Raw genomic sequence first — 18,187 nt, forward strand, 5'->3', positions numbered from 1 at the left:
AGATTATTAACGAAATTTTTAGAGATGCGGTTTCAGAAAATTCTTCTTTTTTAGAATTATTTCGAATAGATCCTATAATTTCAAATAGTGGTAGGTGTTTTTTGTTTTATTTTCGGTAATTCTACTATATTTGTATTAATTACATAAACTTTTATTAGATGAAAGCTAAAGCAACTCTAAAACAAATTGCGAAGGAACTTGGTGTTTCTGTGTCAACAGTGTCTAAGGCATTGAATGACAGCCCGGAAATTAGTGAGCAGACGAAGGTGAAAATTAAAGAGTATGCCAAACTCAAAAATTATAAACCTAACGTTATTGGTCTGAATTTAAAGAATCGTAAGACTAAAACGATTGGTGTAATTATACCTAATATATTAAACTCTTTTTTTGCTAAGGTTTTTAGCGGAATCGAAAAAGTAGCGGATAAAAAAGGGTACAATGTAATTACGTGTATTTCTAATGAGTCTTTAGAAAAAGAAATTCATACACTTGAAATGTTGAGTAACGGAACTATAGATGGGTTTATCCTTTCAGTTTCGGAGGAGGCTCAAAAATTACAAGACTATAATCATTTCTCGGAAATAATAAATGACGGAACTCCAATAGTAATGTTTGACCGAATTGCTGATGAAGTAGATTGTGATAAAGTTGTAGTAGATGATTTTGATTCGGCTTTAAACTCAACCCAGCACCTGATTAATTTAGGATGTAAAAACATTGCTTTGATTTCTTCTGTAGATAATTTAAGTGTTGGTAAATTAAGAGCAGACGGATATTTAAAAGCTCTAAAAGACAATAATATTCCGGTAAACGAAAAGATTATTCTTCGTACCGATTCTGAAGATGATATGAAAGCTAAAATTGATGCTATTTTTGATAATAAAATAGACGGAATTTTTGCTCTGGATGAAAATGATTCAGTAGCAGCTTTAAGAGTAAGTTTGAAAAAAGGATACAGAGTTCCGGAAGATATTTCGATAATTGGTTTTGCAGACGGAATTTTAGCTTCAAGACGTTTGTCTCCAAGTTTAACTACTGTAAGTCAACACGGAATTGAAATTGGTGAAGTTGCTGCTAAAAGATTAATCCAAAGGCTTGAAGAACCAGAAGGAGAAACTTCTGATTACGAAACTATCGTAATCAAAACAAAACTGAAAGAAAGAGAGTCAACCAGAAAAGTTTGATAAATAAAAAACCCATCGTAATGATGGGTTTTTTATTTTATAACGAATAGGGAAATTTTGGATTTTTATACTTTTTCAATTTCTCAAACGGAACCAGAAAAGGTTCTTCACAAGCACGGTTTACTCTTGGAAAGTAAGGTGTAAACGTTATTCCTTTTTCTGTATAACTCCATGAAACAAAATCCCAATTTTCAATATCGGTATAATCGCAGTCGTCTTCCGTATCGGGTTTCTTAAAATGTTCTATTGAGGTAATAAGTTCTAATAATTTTGGAGAAAAATAGTCGCTTCTGTATTTAGAAAAAGCATCAAAATTATTCTTTTTGTCGCTTGTCACACTTTTGTCAAATGCCAGAATATCATCAATTTCATATTCTTTTCCATTATTTAAATCAATTAGAAAACCGCTGCTTCCAAAATCAGGATGTGCACCTCCACAATCCCAGGAATCAAAAGTTTCAAAGCCCAGTAAATTAGTATTTAGAAAATTTATAGTTGCTGTTGTTTCTACACCTTTCCCATTGCTGTATTCGAAACTTGAGGAACAGCTTAATTGCATTAATGTTTTTTGAACATGAATTTCTTCTAAAATTGGATTGACTGTGTTTTTATTTTGATCTGAAAAATTATTTCCCAGTCTAAAAAAATCAGAATCACAATGCTTTTCAGAATACCATACAAACTCTTTGTTGTTGTAAGTTGCTGTTTTAATTTTTTTAAATTCTAGAAATTTAAACTTTACAAAATTGAGTTTATCATCCTCAAATTGAAGTTTTAGATTAGACTTGTAATTGGCAAAATTTACAGGGACCAAATGAACTGGCAATTGTTTTTCTTTTGCATCATACCAAAATCCATCGAAATTATTATTTGACTTTTTTAAATAAAATTTTTCGCTGACGGCATCTCCGGGTTTAAAATAAAAAGTGAAATTATTAGCGTCTTTGAATTTTCCTTCTAATTTGATGTCTTTTAATGAATTTTGATAAAAATAAACAGCATCTAAATCTGTTTCGCCGTTTGATTTATAAACGTCAATTTTCATATAGATTTTACTTTTTGCCAAAGTTCCTTCTAAATAGTAAGTCTGATTTTGACAAAACGAAAAAGCACAATAAAATATGCAAAGAAATATGAAAGTCTTTTTTATCATTGGCTCAAAAAATCTAAAATCTACAATCTGAAATCTAATATCGATTAATGCGCTTCTAACCAGTCTTTACCCATTCCAAGTTCTACTTCTAACGGAACCGACATTTTAAATGCATTTTCCATTTCATGTTTAATCATTGGCTGGATTTTTTCGAGTTCATCTTTGTGAACATCGAACACAAGCTCATCATGTACCTGAAGCAACATTTTAGATTTCCAGTTTTCGTCTCTTAGTTTTTTGTGAATGTTAATCATTGCGATTTTAATTACATCGGCAGCACTTCCCTGAATTGGTGCATTTACAGCATTTCGTTCAGCAGCACTTCTCACTACAGCATTTGCAGAGTTGATATCTTTTAAATAACGACGACGGCCTAAAATAGTTTGCACATAGCCTTTTTCTCTTGCAAATTCTACTTGTTCTGAGATATAAGATTTAAGGCGAGGATATGTTTTGTAATAAGCGTCGATTAATGCGGCACTTTCGCTTCTTGATAATGAAGTCTGATTACTTAATCCAAAAGCAGAAACACCGTAGATAATTCCGAAGTTTACGGTTTTAGCGTTGCTTCTTTGTTCGCGGGAAACTTCGTCTAAAGCAACATTAAATACTTTTGCAGCAGTAGCTCTGTGGATGTCTTCTCCATCTTGGAACGCTTTAATCATATTTTCTTCACCGCTCAAAGCAGCAATAATTCGCAATTCAATTTGAGAGTAATCGGCAGAGATTAAAGTATAATCTTCATCACGTGCCACAAAAGCTTTACGAATCTGACGGCCTCTTTCTGTACGAATTGGAATGTTTTGCAGGTTCGGATTATTTGAACTTAAACGTCCCGTTGCGGCAACCGTCTGCATATAATCGGTATGTACGCGCAACGTTTTTTTATCGACCTGTTCCGGTAAAGCCAAAATATAAGTACTTTGTAATTTTACCATTTGACGCCAGTCTAAAATATCTTTTACAATTGGATTGTCGTTTGCTAAATACGTCAAAACCTCTTCTCCGGTTGCATATTGACCCGTTTTGGTTTTCTTTTGCTTTGCTCCGCCAATTTTAAGTTTATCAAATAAAATGTCTCCTAATTGTTTAGGAGAAGCAAGATTAAATTTCTCTCCTGCAGTTTCGTATATTTTTTGTTCTAAAGACTTGATTTCAACATCCATTTCTTTAGACATTTCTTTTAAGAAATCAACATCCAGACGAATCCCTTCTGTTTCCATATCAGCCAAAACGCTTACTAACGGAATTTCGATTTCATCAAAAAGCTTTTTAGTTTCAGTTTTATCTAATTCGGTTGTAAAGATTTCTTTTAATTGCAGAGTAACATCAGCATCTTCGGCAGCATATTCTTTAATATCTTCTAAAGGAACATCGCGCATCGAAAGCTGATTTTTTCCTTTTTTCCAATTAAAGTTTCAATTGATTTTGGAGAATATTTCAAATAGGTTTCTGCCAAAATATCCATATTGTGTCGCATATCCGGATTGATGAGATAATGTGCAATCATCGTATCAAAAAGTTTTCCTTTTACCGTAACGCCATAATTAGAAAGTATTTTTAAATCGTATTTTAAATTTTGTCCTATTTTTTCAATGTTTTCGTTTTCAAAAAACGGAACAAATTTGTCTACTAAAGCTTTTGCTTCTTCCTGACTTTCCGGGAACGGAACGTAAAATGCTTTTCCTTTTTCGTAAGAGAAAGACATTCCAACAAGTTCTGCATGCAAAGCGTCAATTCCGGTTGTTTCTGTGTCAAAACAAACAGCGGTCTGCTTTTGCAGATTTTGTAAAAGCAATTTAATTCCTAAATCACCCTGAACGGTCTGATAAGAATGTTCAGTATTTTCTAAAGTATTATAAAATGAATTTCTTGCAGCTTCGGCACTTTCATCAAGAGTGGTGCCGCCTCCGCCAAAAAGATCAAATTGGTCTTCGTTTTTGGGCTGTGGTTTTTTGTATAATTTGGCATCCTGAGCCGGAGTTGAGCCTGCTTCATTTACTGCGCCAACTTTAAACAAATTATCAAATTGTTCTGCCATTCTTCTAAATTCCAATTCCTGAAAAATAGCATCGGTTTTTTCAATATCCGGACGAGAAAGTTCGTAATCATCTTCATTAAAAACGACATCGCAGTCACACATAATAGCCGCTAGTTTTTTAGATAAAATACCTTTGTCTTTATTGGCTTCGATGTTTTCTTTCATTTTGCCTTTCAGCTTATCAGTATTAGCCAAAAGATTTTCCATTGAACCAAATTCTTTCAGGAATTTTTTAGCCGTTACTTCGCCAACTCCCGGTAATCCCGGAATATTATCTACGGCGTCACCCATCATTCCAAGAAAATCGATAACCTGTTCTGGTCTTTCGACTTCAAACTTTGCCAAAACCTCCGGAACTCCCCAAATTTCGATTCCGTTACCCATTCGGGCAGGTTTGTACATAAATATATTTTCAGAAACCAATTGCGCAAAATCCTTATCAGGTGTTACCATGTAAACCTTATAGTTTTGTTTTTCGGCTTGTTTGGCAATGGTTCCAATTAAATCGTCGGCTTCACAACCTGCAAGTTCAATAATTGGAATATGCATCGCTTTTAATAATTCCTGAATATAAGGAACAGCAATTTTAATAGCTTCGGGAGTTTCGTCGCGGTTAGCTTTATATTCGGCAAACATTTCTGTTCTAGCGTGGCTTCCTTCTTTATCAAAAGCAACGGCTAAATGATCAGGTTTTTCTCTTTTAATAACATCCAAAAGTGAGTTCATAAAACCCATAATTGCAGATGTATCCATTCCTTTTGAGTTGATTCTCGGGTTTTTAATAAAAGCATAATAACCACGAAAAATTAGTGCGTATGCATCTAGAAGAAAAAGGCGTTTTTGAGTTGACATATTAAAAATATTAGTCTGTAAAAATAAACAATTGGGTTCTCAAAAATCAGACTAATAAGATTTTTTTTCCACCATATACCTTATATAAGTTCATTTTAGTAGAGATGCATACGTAGAGGCGCACTGCAGTGCGTTTCCGCATTTTTAATATATAACGATTAGTTCCGTCCTATATATTAAATGAACTTATATAACTTATATGGTAGAAAAACCTGCAAAGCGTTAATATCAAGTTAATTTTTTTTATTCAGGGATTTCTTCATTTTCTCTTCATGTTACGAAGGTAATTTTGAACTGTAAAATAAAAGGTATTTAATTTTAAAATCTAGAAATCATGAGAAATTTATTGATGGTATTGACAGCAGTTTTAGGAACAAGTGCAATGGTTCATGCATTTCCTGCAAAAGAAGGTAAAACAGCTCCTGCAAAAGAAGTAAAAGCAGTAAAACAGCCAAAAAGCAAAGTTGATAAAAAAACAAAATCAGTAAAAACTGAAGCGCCTAAAGCTGAAACAGCAAAGGTAAAAAAAGAAGTGAAAAAATAATTTAGAATAAAAGGTAAATAATCTTAAAATTTAGAAATCATGAAAAAATTAATTTTATTAGCAGTAGCAGTTTTAGGAACAAGTGCAATGGTAAATGCTCAAACAACTCCAGCGCAGACAGCACCGGCAAAAGAGGTAAAAGCAACAAAACATCATCACAAAGGAAACAAAAAATCAAAAGCTGAAGCTCCAAAAGAAGAAACTGCAAACGTGAAAAAATAAGAATTGCTCTTGTTTTGTTTTCGAAGCATTGTAACGGAGGCAAAACAGGAATAATGATTATGATGAATGCGATTGAAGAAGCTGATGAAGAAATTTGTCAGCTTTTTTTATTCGTTAATTTTTTAATAATGCGCAGCGGAATTTTTGATAATTGCTTAATTTTAGTTGTGCTTAAATGCTTTGATTTATGAATGTTTTGATTGTTGAAGATAATAAAGAACTTGCTGTAGAGGTTTACGACTTTTTGTGCAATACGGGTTATATATGCAAAATTGCAAATAATTGTGCTGATGCTCTCGAAGAGTTTTCGGGAAATGATTACGATGCCATGCTGCTGGATCTTGGATTGCCGGATGGAGATGGTTTTGAAGTTTTGCAGGCTGTTCGAAAAACAAAATCAAAAATAGCGGTAATTGTGCTTACTGCCCGTGGCGAACTGGATGACAGAATTAACGGACTGCATTTGGGTGCAGATGATTATCTCACAAAACCTTTTGCTTTAACAGAACTGGCGGCGAGATTATTTGCCGTAATTCGACGTATTCATGGTTTTACATTAAATAATTTAAGTATTCACGGTTTTTTGCTTCAGCTTCAGGATTATAAAGTAAGTTTTAATGAAATTCCGGTTAGTTTAACCAAAAAGGAGTTTGATATTTTTCAGTATCTGGTTTTAAATAAAAACAGAGTTATCACGAGATTGCAATTGACAGAACATATTTGGGGCGATATTCTCGAAGTCAATTCAGATTCTAATTTTATTGATGTACACGTTCGAAATCTTCGAAAAAAATTAGACAAACATACTTCTATCGATTGGTTTGAAACGGTTCGAAATGTGGGTTATCGTATTAATGAATAAATAGATTTTTGTGAAAATAAAACACCAATTAGCTATATTTAATGCACTAACAAGATTGTTGGTGATTTTGATTATATGGCTGATGCTTCCTATTTTGGTCGAGAATGTTGTTTACAGACATATAAATAATGGTTTAATTGAGAAGAAAAAGAAATTCATAGATCATTTAAACCAAAATGAGATTAATGATTTTATTGAAAATGAAGGCGATTCAACCGAAACATATTCGCAGTTTTCTACACTTCACAGCGAATTTTTGGTGCTTTCGAGAGCTGCTGTAAAACCACATCAAAAGAAAACTTCCTTTAGTAATGAGTACCGAATTATTGAAGGTGAAGAAAACGAATATCGAATTCTGCAGCATCATTTTACTTATGAAAATCAGGATTATCAGCTGGAAATTGGGAGCAGTTTAAGCGAAGTAAAAGATCTTACTTTTATTATAAAACTTTTTATAATCATTGTTTTGGTGATTATTCTTTTGGTTACTTTTTTGGCTGATACTTTTTATATCGAATATTTATTAAAACCATTTTATAAAATTATTGATACTAAAATAAGACGGGTTAATGAACCTGAACTTTTCGATCACACGCCAATAAATGCAAAATCGAGAGATTTTAGAGAATTAGATTTGGTTTTAAACCAAATGATGGATCGTATTGCAGAACTTTTTAAGAAAGAAAAGCAATTTATCTCGAATGTTTCACATGAGCTTTTAACGCCGATTGCTTTATTGAAAAACAAACTGGAGAATTTACTTCAAAATGATTCTTTGGATGATACTGCTGTAGATAAAATTGCCGGCTCGCTCAAAACGCTGGATATGCTCAAAAAAATTATCAATAATTTACTGCTGATTTCCAGAATCGAAAACAATCAATATGAAGCAAATGAAAGTATTAATTTTCAGGAAATTATAAACGATCTGCAGGAAGATTTGCAGGATCGTATAGATGATAAAGGAATTGAGTTTGTTAATAAAATGAATGAAGAGTTTGTCTTTAGAGGAAATAAAACTTTAATACATATTTTGATTTATAATCTGGTTACCAACGCAATAAAGTATAATAAGCCAGATGGAAAAATTATAGTTTCAGATTCATTTTCAGACAATCGGTACACAATTTCCATACAAGATTTTGGTATTGGTTTAAGTGAATCTCAAATCGAAAATATTTTTAATCGATTTGCCAGAGTAACCTCAGATCAGGAAGGACAGGGCTTGGGTCTTGCTATTGCTAAGAGTATTGCGGCTTTTCATCATATAGAAATCCAAGTTAATTCTCTTATAAACGAAGGAACTACTTTTGTTTTGGTATTTCCTGAGCAGCCAAAACACAATTAAAAGTTAATTTTTTCAGATTGGTTCAATCTTCATTTTGTCTTCATTTAGTGATTCTATCTTTGAGGTATAAATAATGAAATACAAACCATAAAATTTAGAGTCATGAAAAAATTAATTTTATTAGCAGTAGCAGTTTTAGGAACTACAGCAATGGTAAATGCTCAAACAACTCCAGCTAAAGAAACTCAGACAAAAGAAGCAAAAGCGGTTAAAAAAGAAAAAAAAGCAGACAAAAAAACTAAAAAAGCAGAAGCTAAGCCAGAATCGGCAAAAGCTCAAAAATAATACAGCGTTGGGTTAATAGACTTTGTTGTAGAATAAAGGTTTTAAATAATTTGGCTGCAAAAGCTGGTAGAGAAATCTATCAGCTTTTGCTATTATTTGAGTTAAATTTTTGATAATAAAAAGCGATAAAATTTTCATTCTTTGTTACTTTGCTTAAAATTGTAAATAATGATCCTTCGTTTTGTAATTCTTTGTGCTCTTTTTTTATTTATTGAGTTCTATTCCTATCAGGCTTTTCGAACTTTAATCAAATTAAGATGGGTTTTGATAGCTTACCAAGTTATAAGTGTACTGCTTTTAATTTTTATCATTTATTCTTTTACACAATTTGACCGGTCTGTTGGGCAGACCAAGCAAACCATGTTTACAATGGGATTAATGCTTTTGGTTTATGTGCCAAAAATTGTGCTTACATTGGTAATGTTTGGTGAAGATATTTTTAGAATTGGTGCCAGTATCCTGAATTATTTCATGTACAATACACCGCGTCAGGAAATGATGCCAAACAGGCGAAAGTTTGTCAGTCAGCTGGCTTTAGGGCTTGCAGCCGTACCTTTTTTATCGCTTATTTACGGAATTTTCGAAGGTAAATATAATTTCAAAGTATTTAAGCAAACCATATTTTTTCCAGATCTTCCTGATGAATTTGACGGATTTAAAATAACTCAGATTTCAGATGTTCACAGCGGAAGTTTTGATAATCCCGATAAAATTAATTACGCCATTGATTTAATTAATCAGCAGGAAACCGACATGATTCTGTTTACGGGAGATATCGTAAATACTCATGCAAAGGAAATGCACCCGTGGCTGGAAACTTTCAAAAGAATAAAAAATTACAGATACGGAAAATTTGCTGTTTTAGGGAATCATGATTATGGAGAATATGTAACCTGGCCTTCTGAAAAAGAAAAAGAGGAAAACTTTTCTGAAATTAAAGGACTTTACGGTAAAATAGGTTTTGACCTTTTATTAAATGAAAACCGATATATTCAAAAAGGAGCTGATAAAATTGCTTTGGTTGGAGTTGAAAACTGGGGTGTAAATTTTAAAAAAGTGGGTGATTTGAATAAAGCATCAGAGAATCTTCAAAAGGAGGATTTTAAGGTTTTGATGAGTCATGATCCAAGTCATTGGGATGCTCAAATTAAAGGCCATCCTAAAAACTTTCATCTTACGTTAGCCGGCCATACACACGGAATGCAGTTCGGAATTGAAATTCCGGGGTATTTTAAATGGAGTCTGGCGCAATACATTTATAAACAATGGGCAGGGCTTTATGAAGAGGCCGGAAAATATGTATATGTTAACAGAGGATTTGGTTTTCATGCTTATCCGGGAAGAGTTGGTATTATGCCTGAAATAACGGTTATTGAACTAAAAAAGGGCAATAATGTGGCTTAATTCGTTAAAAATGCTACATTTGTATTAATTATCTCTTTTTAATAGATTAAAAGAATTAAATTTTTGGTTTTATGTCAAAATTTGGAGAACTAATAAATGCTCAGGTTCCGGTGTTAATTGATTTTTACACAGACTGGAACGAATCATCAGTATTGATGCATCCGGTAATTAAGGATGTTGCGGCTGCGCTTGGAGACAAAGCGAAGGTGATTAAAATTGATGTTGATAAAAATCAGGAACTGGCTGAAGCATTAAGAATTAAAGGACTTCCGACTTTAATGATATACAAGGAAGGACAAATGATCTGGAGACAATCTGGAGAACTTGATGCAAATACACTTATCGGAATTGTGCAGGATCAATTCGACGTATAAAAAACTTCCGAAAAGATATTATTTAAAAATTCTTAATGAATAATATCAAATTTATATCCATTCTCTTTTAAAAAATGTAGTGTTTTAGGCAGGGCAAATTTTAAATTTGGCGATGCTTTTATGCTGTCATGAAATACAATTACGCTTCCTGATTTTACATTTTTCGTAACATTTTCAAGACATTTTTGAGGTGTTATACTTTGATCAAAATCTGCACTTAACACATCCCACATTATTATTTTGTAGCCAAGCTTGCGAAGGATTTTAGATTGTGCTTTTTTAATTTTTCCGTAAGGCGGACGAAAGATTAGATTATTAGGTTTTATTTCTTCTTCTAAAACCTTAGCGCAGTTGTTTACATTTTCGATATAATCATCAGTATGGATTTTCCATCCATTTACATGATTCATTGTATGGTTTCCAATAGAGTGACCATCTTTGATTAATTTTTCGAATAAAGCCAAATTGGCTTTAATGTTTTTTCCAATACAGAAAAAGGTAGCTTTTGCGTCAAACTTCTTTAATTCAGATAAAACCCAGTCGGTTATTTCTGGAGTAGGGCCGTCATCAAAGGTTAAGTATATTTTCTTTTCATTGTTTGGAATATCCCAGCAATATTTTGAAAATACCTTTTTAATAAATGAATTAGTTTTTACCCAATAGAAGCTCATTTCTAAGTTTATTTTATACAAGTAAAAATAAAAAATGCAGCGCTTTTTATCAAGAAGCACTGCATTTTTTTAATCAATATATTTTTCGTATATTATTCTTTTTCACGTCCAAAACGTTCAAAAATATTTACATACGTATTGAATACTTTTTTGTGGTTGTCATAAAAAGCTTTGTCTTTATTTCCTTTCATTACATGCAATAAGCTTCTGTAGCGTTCAATATCCGTAATAATATCCATTGCCAGATCTGTTTGATCAGAAGAACTTAATGTTTTGTAGTAATCCAGATTTTCTCTGTATTTATTAACCAGTTTGTCTAATAAATCATGTGCTTTGGCAGTTTCTTCAACTTTGTAATATCCATCAGCAAAAGGCTCAACTAAAGAATAATAACCAAATTTATCCAAAGGCATTTTTGTCATGGCTAAATTGATTACGTTTTTAGCTTTATCAATTTTACCTTCGGCAATAAGTTCGTTCATTAAACGAGATAAGTTGGTACGATATGTAATACTATTTCTTCTGGTTTCAGGATCGTGATAAATTTTTTCACTTTCGCTGTTACCCCAATCCCATTTCATAACGATATCATACATTTTATCAGCATCAATTTGTCCCATATCCATAGGTCCGCCGTCTTTAGAAGGCACATTTCTAATAGGAACTAATTTATAAACCATACCATCTAACTGCAGGTAATCTTTCAGCCATAAGTAATCTTCATCGTCAAAAGCACCTCCGCTAAAATAAATAGGACGTTTCCAGTTGTTGTTTGCTAAAATGTCAAGCATCATCAGCCTGTTTTTGTAAAGCGCATTTCCTTTAATATCAATATCCATGTACGGAACAATTGAATCATTGTATTTAGGATTTACAACTTTGTTTTTAATGATGGTGTTTTTATCAACCGTCAATCTAATTTTATCAGTTGGATAAAAATGAATCGTCTGTCCATTTTGCAAACCTACCGTTGATTTTGGATTTTTAATGAAATCAAGGAAATCTTTGATGTTCCAGCGAGTCTCTATTTTAGGAATATGAGCAACATAATCTAAATTATCCCCAACATATTGATCGTGTGTGAAAGATATTGGTAAAGGATTAGACTCATATGCTTTAGCTTTCATTTGGTCAATATACCAATCTGTCATAAATAAGCTTGTATTTACGATTTTAACGTCGGTTCTGTAATGCTCAATTTCCTGAGCGTACCAAAGCGGGAATGTGTCATTATCTCCAATAGTAAATAAAATAGCGTCTTTATCGCAAGAACTTAAATATGCTTTTGCCATTGCAACCGCAGTATATCTGTTTGATCTGTCATGATCATCCCAGTTTTGAGAAGCCATTAAAACCGGCGCAGCTAATAAGCTTGCTGCAATAATAACGGGTCCGGCAATTTTTGGTGCTATATAATTCTTGATAGTTTCATATAAAGAATAAACCCCAAAACCTATCCAGATGGCAAATACATAGAATGATCCAACAAGTGCATAATCTCTCTCACGAGGCTCAAAAGGTCTTTCGTTCAAATAGATTTTTAAAGCAATTCCGGTAAAAAGGAATAAAGCTAAAAGAACATAAAAGCTTTTAAGATCTTTATTGGCGTGATACATCAAACCAATTAAACCTAAAATGAATGGAAGGAAATAATAAACATTTCTTCCTTTGTTGTTTAAAACATCAGAAGGTAAATTATCCTGAGAACCTAAATGCATAGAATCAAGAGCCTTAATACCACTGATCCAGTTGCCGTCTAAGTTGTCATATTTACCCTGAACATCACTTTGACGTCCAACGAAATTCCACATCAAATATCTCCAGTACATGTACCCAAATTGGTACTCAAACATAAAACTGAAGTTGTCTGCTGTAGTTGGTTTTTCGATAATTAAATAATCACCATAACTTTTTAAGAATTTAACGTAGCCTTCGTTGTCAATTTGTTTTTGAGCATAAGCATTTCTGAATTCAGAAACCGTTTTTTCAACTTCATTACGAAGCTGACCTATGGCTTTATTGTATTCTTCTTCTGTTAATTGGCTAGGGTCAATTCCGTATTTTCCTAAATCATCTTCATAATTATAGTTTGGATTGATTCGGAATTTTGGCGGATTTGTAAAACTGATATAGTTTTGAATGTGTCCGGTTTCGGTACTCCACATTCTTGGCAGAATCGTTTTTTGATTGTCATCCGTATTTTGTTCTGCGTTTTTATAATTATTGGTAATGATGTATTTACCAGTTTTATAATCTCTTTCGTAGTTAGGTTTTTTGTCTAAATAGGGAGTATTAGCATCTAAACCAGCAAAAACTTCGGTATACTGAGGTCCGTAAAACAATGGGTTTACACCGTATTGCTCACGATTGTAATACGCTAAAACTTCGGCAGCATCAGATGGTTTGTTTTCGTTGATTACCGTGTTGGCATTTGCACGTACTGGTAACATTAACCAGGTTGAAAATCCAATTAAAATAAATAAAATGCAAAGAATGATTGTGTTATAAAAAATTAACCCTTTTTGTTTTGTAAATTTTAATCCGAAATAGAAGAAAGCGATTAAAAGTAAAATCACGAAAATAGTTCCCGAATTAAAAGGTAATCCCATGCTGTTTACCATGAATATTTCGGTTTTACCAAAGAAAGCCATTGTTAAAGGCAAAAGTAACTTGAAAATAAATAATAAAATCCCTATTACTACAACATTGGCAATAATGAAATTTTTAAGAGTTACTTTTTCGTAATGTTTAAAGTAATATAGAAAACCAATAGAAGGTATAGTTAACAAAGCCATGAAGTGAACCCCAAACGAAAGCCCAACAACTAATGAGATAATCAGCAGCCATTTGTTTCCTTTTGGTTTGTCCATATCCTGCTCCCAGCGTAATCCCAGCCAAAATAATAATGCAATTAAAAGAGAAGCCATCGCATACACTTCTGCTTCGACAGCATTAAACCAGAAACTGTCTGAGAAAGTATAGGCTAGTGCTCCAACAAAAGAACTTCCTAAAATAACAATTGAATTGTTTTGGTCAATTTCTGCAAAGCGGGCTACGATTTTCTTTAAAATCATAGAAGAAGACCAAAACATAAATAAAATTGTAAATGCGCTAGAAAAAACAGACATCATATTTACCATTAAAGCAACATGCTGTGCATCGATAGCAAACATGGCAAAAAACGCACCCATCATTTGGAAAAGAGGAGCTCCCGGCGGGTGGCCTACTTCTAATTTAGCTGCTGTAGCAATGTACTCGCCACAATCCCAAAAGCTCATTGTAGGTTCGACTGTTAATGTATAGGTAATTAAAGCGATTGCAAATGCAAACCAACCAATAATTGTATTCCATTTATTGAAATTGAATTGTGCCATATTTAGGTGTTAAATTTTGTATGTTTTTCTATTCTACAAAGAAAATGTTTTTTTATGTAAAGAAACGAGCATTAACAAAAAATTCTATAAAACTGTACATAAAGAGTAATGTGTTGTGTATAAGGAGTTTTTGAAAATGAGAATTGGGAGTGAAATAAAAAAAGCTTAAAAAAATGATTTTTTTGTTTAAAAAGTTTGTAAAAACTAAATAAAGGCTTAAATTTGCACTCGCTTAATCGCACTGCTGGTCTATGGTGTAATGGTAACACTACGGTTTTTGGTGCCGTCTTTCTAGGTTCGAGTCCTAGTAGACCAACAGAAAAGCCTCTCAGAAATGAGAGGCTTTTTTTTATACAAAAAAGTTTTCTGTAAAATTTGCATAAACAAAATAAAGTTCTAATTTTGCACCCGCTTAACCGCACTGCTGGTCTATGGTGTAATGGTAACACTACGGTTTTTGGTGCCGTCTTTCTAGGTTCGAGTCCTAGTAGACCAACAGAAAAGCCTCTCGGAAATGGGAGGCTTTTTTTTATGGAATAAATTTACGAGAGAGTGTGTGTTTCTTTTGTGGGTTGAGTTTTTTTTCTTCCTTTTTATATTAATTCATTTTTTGTTGTCAAGCAGTTTTTTTTGCTTAAAGTAGTAATTGTCTTATTTTTTAACACCTGTGTATCAGTATTTTACATAAATTTGAAATTGTAAAAAAATGCTGCAGTATATTTTTTGTTTTTAACTAAATAATAATAATTCTAAAAACATTGAAGTTATGGATAATTTAAAAGAAATGAATTTTACAGAGCTGGAGTCTTCTGAAATGATTCAAGTGCGAGGTGGAGGTTTGTATGAAGATCTTCTGGCTAGAGCTAGAGAGCTATTCGGTGATGTGGTCGATGGTTTGACATTGCAAGAATTAATAGATTTGATAGGAGGAGGGGGAGATTGAAGAAATAATATCGAAATCCCTTAAATAGATTATTGTATAAAAAAAAAAAGAAGATGAGGAAGGTATTTCTCATCTTCTTTTTATTTAAATAAATTGTTGGTTGTTGAGTATAAAAAAAACTTTATGTTGAAAAGTATTTTTTTGTGAAGATTAATTAATAAACTTTATTTGTTTAAATTTTAAGTGTAATTACAGGTCTAACAGCATGATTTACCAATCCTTCACTAATGCTTCCGTTAAAGAAATGAGCAAATCCGGTTCTTCCGTGTGTACACATACCAATAATATCTGCGTCAATACTATTTGAGAAATTTATAATACCTTTTTCGATATTAGTGTCATTGTAAATATGTGTCGAATAATTGGTTAGATTAAATTCTGAAACAAATTCTTTTATGGCTTTTTCTGCTACATGTGTTGGTTTAAAGCTGTTTGGTGTACAAATTGAAACCAAATGAATTTTTGCGTCGAAGAATTTTATGAAATTCAGGAGTTTTCCAAAGGGTTTTTTGGTTTCTTCTGAAAAATCAGAGGCAAAAACAATCTTTGAGATGTTGAAATTTGGAATCTCTTTTTTGATGACCAGAACTGGAATTTCTGAATTTCGTACTACTTTTTCAGTATTCGAGCCAATTAATAATTCTTCAATTCCCGAAGATCCGTGCGATCCCATTATAATTAAATCAACATCATATTCCTTGCTAACCTGAGTAATTCCGTGTATGGGTTTGTCCATTTTTACAATTTCGGTTATCGGAATTCCATCTAAAAAAGAGCTGTTTGAGACTTTGTCCAGGGTTTCGTTGGCTTTTTTCATAAAAAGCATAGTTTCAGGAATGCTTACGCCTCCAAATATCGCGTCATTTGTTTGATGAGGCAATTCCAGCATGTGTAAAATGATGATTTCAGAATCGTTTTTTTTGGCTATTTTCGCGGCAACTTTTAAGGCATCTTCAGCATGTTCTGAAAAGTCAGTAGGTACTAAAATTCGTTTCATAATTTTTGAGTTAAATTATTAGAATATTTGTTTTCTTGAATGCTACTATAAAGATAAGAAATATTTTTAGGGCAATCTATTTATTTGATTTATAAAAAAATCACTATATTTGCACCGTTATTTATTAAAATCTAAATAATGAGGGGACTAAGTGTCCCCTCTTTTTATAAAATTATGACATTTAAAGAAAAAGTAAACGAATTAATTACAGAAGCTCTTCTGGAAAAGCCATCGATCTTTTTGATTGATCTTTCTATTTCGGATTCTTTTAAAATTAGCGTTGGTTTAGATGGAGACAATGGAGTAATGCTTCAGGATTGTATTGATGTTAGTCGTGCAATCGAGAATAATCTGGATCGTGAAGAGCAGGATTTTTCGCTTGAAGTAGCATCAGTTGGAGTAGGGTCTCCTTTGAAATTGGTAAGACAATACAAGAAAAATATTGGTAGAACGCTGATTGTTACTACAAATAATGAAAAAATTGAAGCAGAATTAGTAGAAGCTAACGATGTTTTTATAATTTTGTCTTGGAAGGCAAGAGAACCGAAAAAAGTAGGAAAAGGAAAAGAAACAGTTCAAAAAGAACAACAGATCCCTTATACAGAAATTAAAGAGGCAGTTGTTACAGTAACATTTTAATTAAAGAATTCGCATGGAAAATTTAGCATTAATCGATTCATTCTCAGAGTTTAAAGATAATAAACTTATTGATCGTGTAACGCTTATGGCAATTTTGGAGGACGTGTTTAGAAATGCATTAAAGAAAAAATACGGTTCTGATGATAATTTCGATATCATTATAAATCCTGATAAAGGAGATATGGAGATTTGGAGAAGAAGAGTTATCGTTGCTGACGAAGATCTGGATTTTGAGAACGAAGAAATTACTTTGACTGAAGCTAGAAAAATTGAAGCGGATTTTGAAATTGGAGAAGAAGTTTCTGAAGAAGTTAAATTGATTGATTTAGGAAGAAGAGCTATTTTAGCTTTACGCCAAAACTTAATATCAAAAATTCACGAACACGATAATACAAATCTTTATAAACAATTTAAAGATATTATTGGTGATATTTATACTGCCGAAGTGCACCATGTTCGCCCAAGAGTTGTTATCTTAGTAGATGATGAAGGAAACGAAATTGTACTTCCAAAAGAAAAACAAATTCCATCAGATTTTTTCCGTAAAGGAGATAATGTACGTGGAATTATTGAAAGCGTTGAATTAAAAGGAAACAAACCTCAAATTATTATGTCCAGAACTTCTGAGAAGTTTTTGGAGAAATTATTTGAGCAGGAAATTCCGGAAGTTTTCGATGGTTTAATTACAGTTAAAAATGTAGTTCGTATTCCGGGAGAAAAAGCAAAAGTTGCTGTAGACTCTTACGATGACAGAATTGATCCGGTTGGAGCTTGTGTAGGTATGAAAGGATCTCGTATTCACGGAATCGTTCGTGAATTAGGAAACGAAAATATTGATGTTATCAATTACACAAATAATATTCAATTGTTCATTACAAGAGCATTAAGCCCTGCAAAAGTTTCGTCAATTAAAATTGATGAAGAAAATAAAAGAGCTGAAGTTTTCTTGAAATTAGAAGAAGTTTCTAAAGCAATTGGTAGAGGAGGGCATAATATTAAATTGGCCGGCCAGTTAACAGGATATGAATTAGATGTAATTAGAGAAGGCGACGCTGCAAACGGCGAAGACGATGACGATGTTGAATTAACAGAGTTTTCAGATGAAATCGAAGACTGGGTTATCGAAGAGTTTGCAAAAATTGGTTTAGATACTGCAAGAAGTATTTTAAAACAAGATGTAGAAGATTTAGTAAGAAGAACAGATCTGGAAGAGGAAACAATTCTTGATGTTATTAAGATACTAAAAGAAGAGTTTGATAACTAATATCTGACTCTAACAACACAACGAAAAAGG

At 32.6% G+C, this 18,187-nt stretch carries 15 protein-coding genes, 2 tRNA genes and 1 pseudogene; 13 read left to right on the top strand and 5 right to left on the bottom strand.

What is annotated here, in order from left to right; translation table 11 throughout:
- Positions 1-158: 158 nt before the first annotated feature.
- Positions 159-1,184, top strand: coding sequence for a LacI family DNA-binding transcriptional regulator (locus ABDW27_RS15255; protein WP_343696681.1), 1,026 nt, complete (start codon positions 159-161; stop codon positions 1,182-1,184).
- A 37-nt stretch (positions 1,185-1,221) separates the two neighbouring features.
- Here ABDW27_RS15255 and ABDW27_RS15260 read toward each other — a convergent pair whose 3' ends face one another.
- Together ABDW27_RS15260 and polA are read right to left on the bottom strand one after the other, a co-directional pair.
- Positions 1,222-2,229 carry a hypothetical protein gene (locus tag ABDW27_RS15260; protein WP_343696682.1) on the bottom strand — a complete coding sequence of 336 codons (1,008 nt, stop codon included), beginning with the start codon at positions 2,227-2,229 and terminating at the stop codon, positions 1,222-1,224.
- A gap of 152 nt (positions 2,230-2,381) precedes the next feature.
- Positions 2,382-5,230, bottom strand: a pseudogene (gene polA, locus ABDW27_RS15265) (DNA polymerase I).
- Positions 5,231-5,564: 334 nt separating this feature from the next.
- Between polA and ABDW27_RS15270 the strand changes: the two are divergent.
- The 7 genes from ABDW27_RS15270 to ABDW27_RS15300 all read left to right on the top strand — a co-directional run bounded on the left by ABDW27_RS15270 (position 5,565) and on the right by ABDW27_RS15300 (position 10,269).
- Complete coding sequence (locus ABDW27_RS15270; protein WP_343696683.1) at positions 5,565-5,774, top strand: hypothetical protein; 210 nt, start codon at positions 5,565-5,567, stop codon at positions 5,772-5,774.
- Between the two features lie 39 nt (positions 5,775-5,813).
- Positions 5,814-5,996 carry a hypothetical protein gene (locus ABDW27_RS15275; protein WP_343696684.1) on the top strand — a complete coding sequence of 61 codons (183 nt, stop codon included), beginning with the start codon at positions 5,814-5,816 and terminating at the stop codon, positions 5,994-5,996.
- Between the two features lie 187 nt (positions 5,997-6,183).
- Positions 6,184-6,858 carry a response regulator transcription factor gene (locus tag ABDW27_RS15280; protein ID WP_343696685.1) on the top strand — a complete coding sequence of 225 codons (675 nt, stop codon included), beginning with the start codon at positions 6,184-6,186 and terminating at the stop codon, positions 6,856-6,858.
- 10 nt (positions 6,859-6,868) lie between these two features.
- On the top strand, positions 6,869-8,206 hold the full coding sequence (locus tag ABDW27_RS15285) for a HAMP domain-containing sensor histidine kinase (protein ID WP_343696686.1): 1,338 nt from the start codon (positions 6,869-6,871) through the stop codon (positions 8,204-8,206).
- Between the two features lie 102 nt (positions 8,207-8,308).
- Positions 8,309-8,491 carry a hypothetical protein gene (locus tag ABDW27_RS15290; protein WP_343696687.1) on the top strand — a complete coding sequence of 61 codons (183 nt, stop codon included), beginning with the start codon at positions 8,309-8,311 and terminating at the stop codon, positions 8,489-8,491.
- A gap of 168 nt (positions 8,492-8,659) precedes the next feature.
- Positions 8,660-9,895 (top strand): metallophosphoesterase, encoded by a 1,236-nt coding sequence (locus ABDW27_RS15295; protein ID WP_343696688.1) that lies wholly within the window; start codon positions 8,660-8,662, stop codon positions 9,893-9,895.
- A 71-nt stretch (positions 9,896-9,966) separates the two neighbouring features.
- Complete coding sequence (locus ABDW27_RS15300) at positions 9,967-10,269, top strand: thioredoxin family protein (RefSeq protein WP_053474396.1); 303 nt, start codon at positions 9,967-9,969, stop codon at positions 10,267-10,269.
- Positions 10,270-10,301: 32 nt separating this feature from the next.
- Here the strand turns inward: ABDW27_RS15300 and ABDW27_RS15305 are convergent, their stop codons facing one another.
- Complete coding sequence (locus tag ABDW27_RS15305; protein WP_343696689.1) at positions 10,302-10,940, bottom strand: polysaccharide deacetylase family protein; 639 nt, start codon at positions 10,938-10,940, stop codon at positions 10,302-10,304.
- Positions 10,941-11,032: 92 nt separating this feature from the next.
- Positions 11,033-14,314: a DUF2723 domain-containing protein gene (locus tag ABDW27_RS15310; RefSeq protein WP_343696690.1), complete on the bottom strand. Its 3,282-nt coding sequence runs from the start codon at positions 14,312-14,314 to the stop codon at positions 11,033-11,035.
- Between the two features lie 245 nt (positions 14,315-14,559).
- Between ABDW27_RS15310 and ABDW27_RS15315 the strand changes: the two genes are divergently transcribed.
- The 3 genes from ABDW27_RS15315 (at position 14,560) to ABDW27_RS15325 (ending at position 15,257) form a co-directional block, all read left to right on the top strand.
- Positions 14,560-14,630: transfer RNA gene (locus ABDW27_RS15315), tRNA-Gln, on the top strand.
- A gap of 109 nt (positions 14,631-14,739) precedes the next feature.
- Positions 14,740-14,810 (top strand) — tRNA-Gln (locus ABDW27_RS15320).
- A gap of 270 nt (positions 14,811-15,080) precedes the next feature.
- Positions 15,081-15,257, top strand: coding sequence for a hypothetical protein (locus ABDW27_RS15325; protein WP_343696691.1), 177 nt, complete (start codon positions 15,081-15,083; stop codon positions 15,255-15,257).
- 172 nt (positions 15,258-15,429) lie between these two features.
- Here ABDW27_RS15325 and ABDW27_RS15330 read toward each other — a convergent pair whose 3' ends face one another.
- Entirely contained in the window at positions 15,430-16,254 is an 825-nt protein-coding gene (locus tag ABDW27_RS15330) for a universal stress protein (RefSeq protein WP_343696692.1), read from the bottom strand.
- A 174-nt stretch (positions 16,255-16,428) separates the two neighbouring features.
- Here ABDW27_RS15330 and rimP point away from each other — a divergent pair, with 174 nt between their 5' ends.
- Positions 16,429-16,893: a ribosome assembly cofactor RimP gene (rimP, locus tag ABDW27_RS15335; protein WP_343696693.1), complete on the top strand. Its 465-nt coding sequence runs from the start codon at positions 16,429-16,431 to the stop codon at positions 16,891-16,893.
- A 13-nt stretch (positions 16,894-16,906) separates the two neighbouring features.
- Positions 16,907-18,157 (top strand): transcription termination factor NusA, encoded by a 1,251-nt coding sequence (gene nusA, locus ABDW27_RS15340; RefSeq protein ID WP_343696694.1) that lies wholly within the window; start codon positions 16,907-16,909, stop codon positions 18,155-18,157.
- Positions 18,158-18,187 lie beyond the last annotated feature (30 nt).

Source organism: Flavobacterium sp. (assembly GCF_039595935.1).
Taxonomy (GTDB): Bacteria; Bacteroidota; Bacteroidia; order Flavobacteriales; family Flavobacteriaceae; genus Flavobacterium.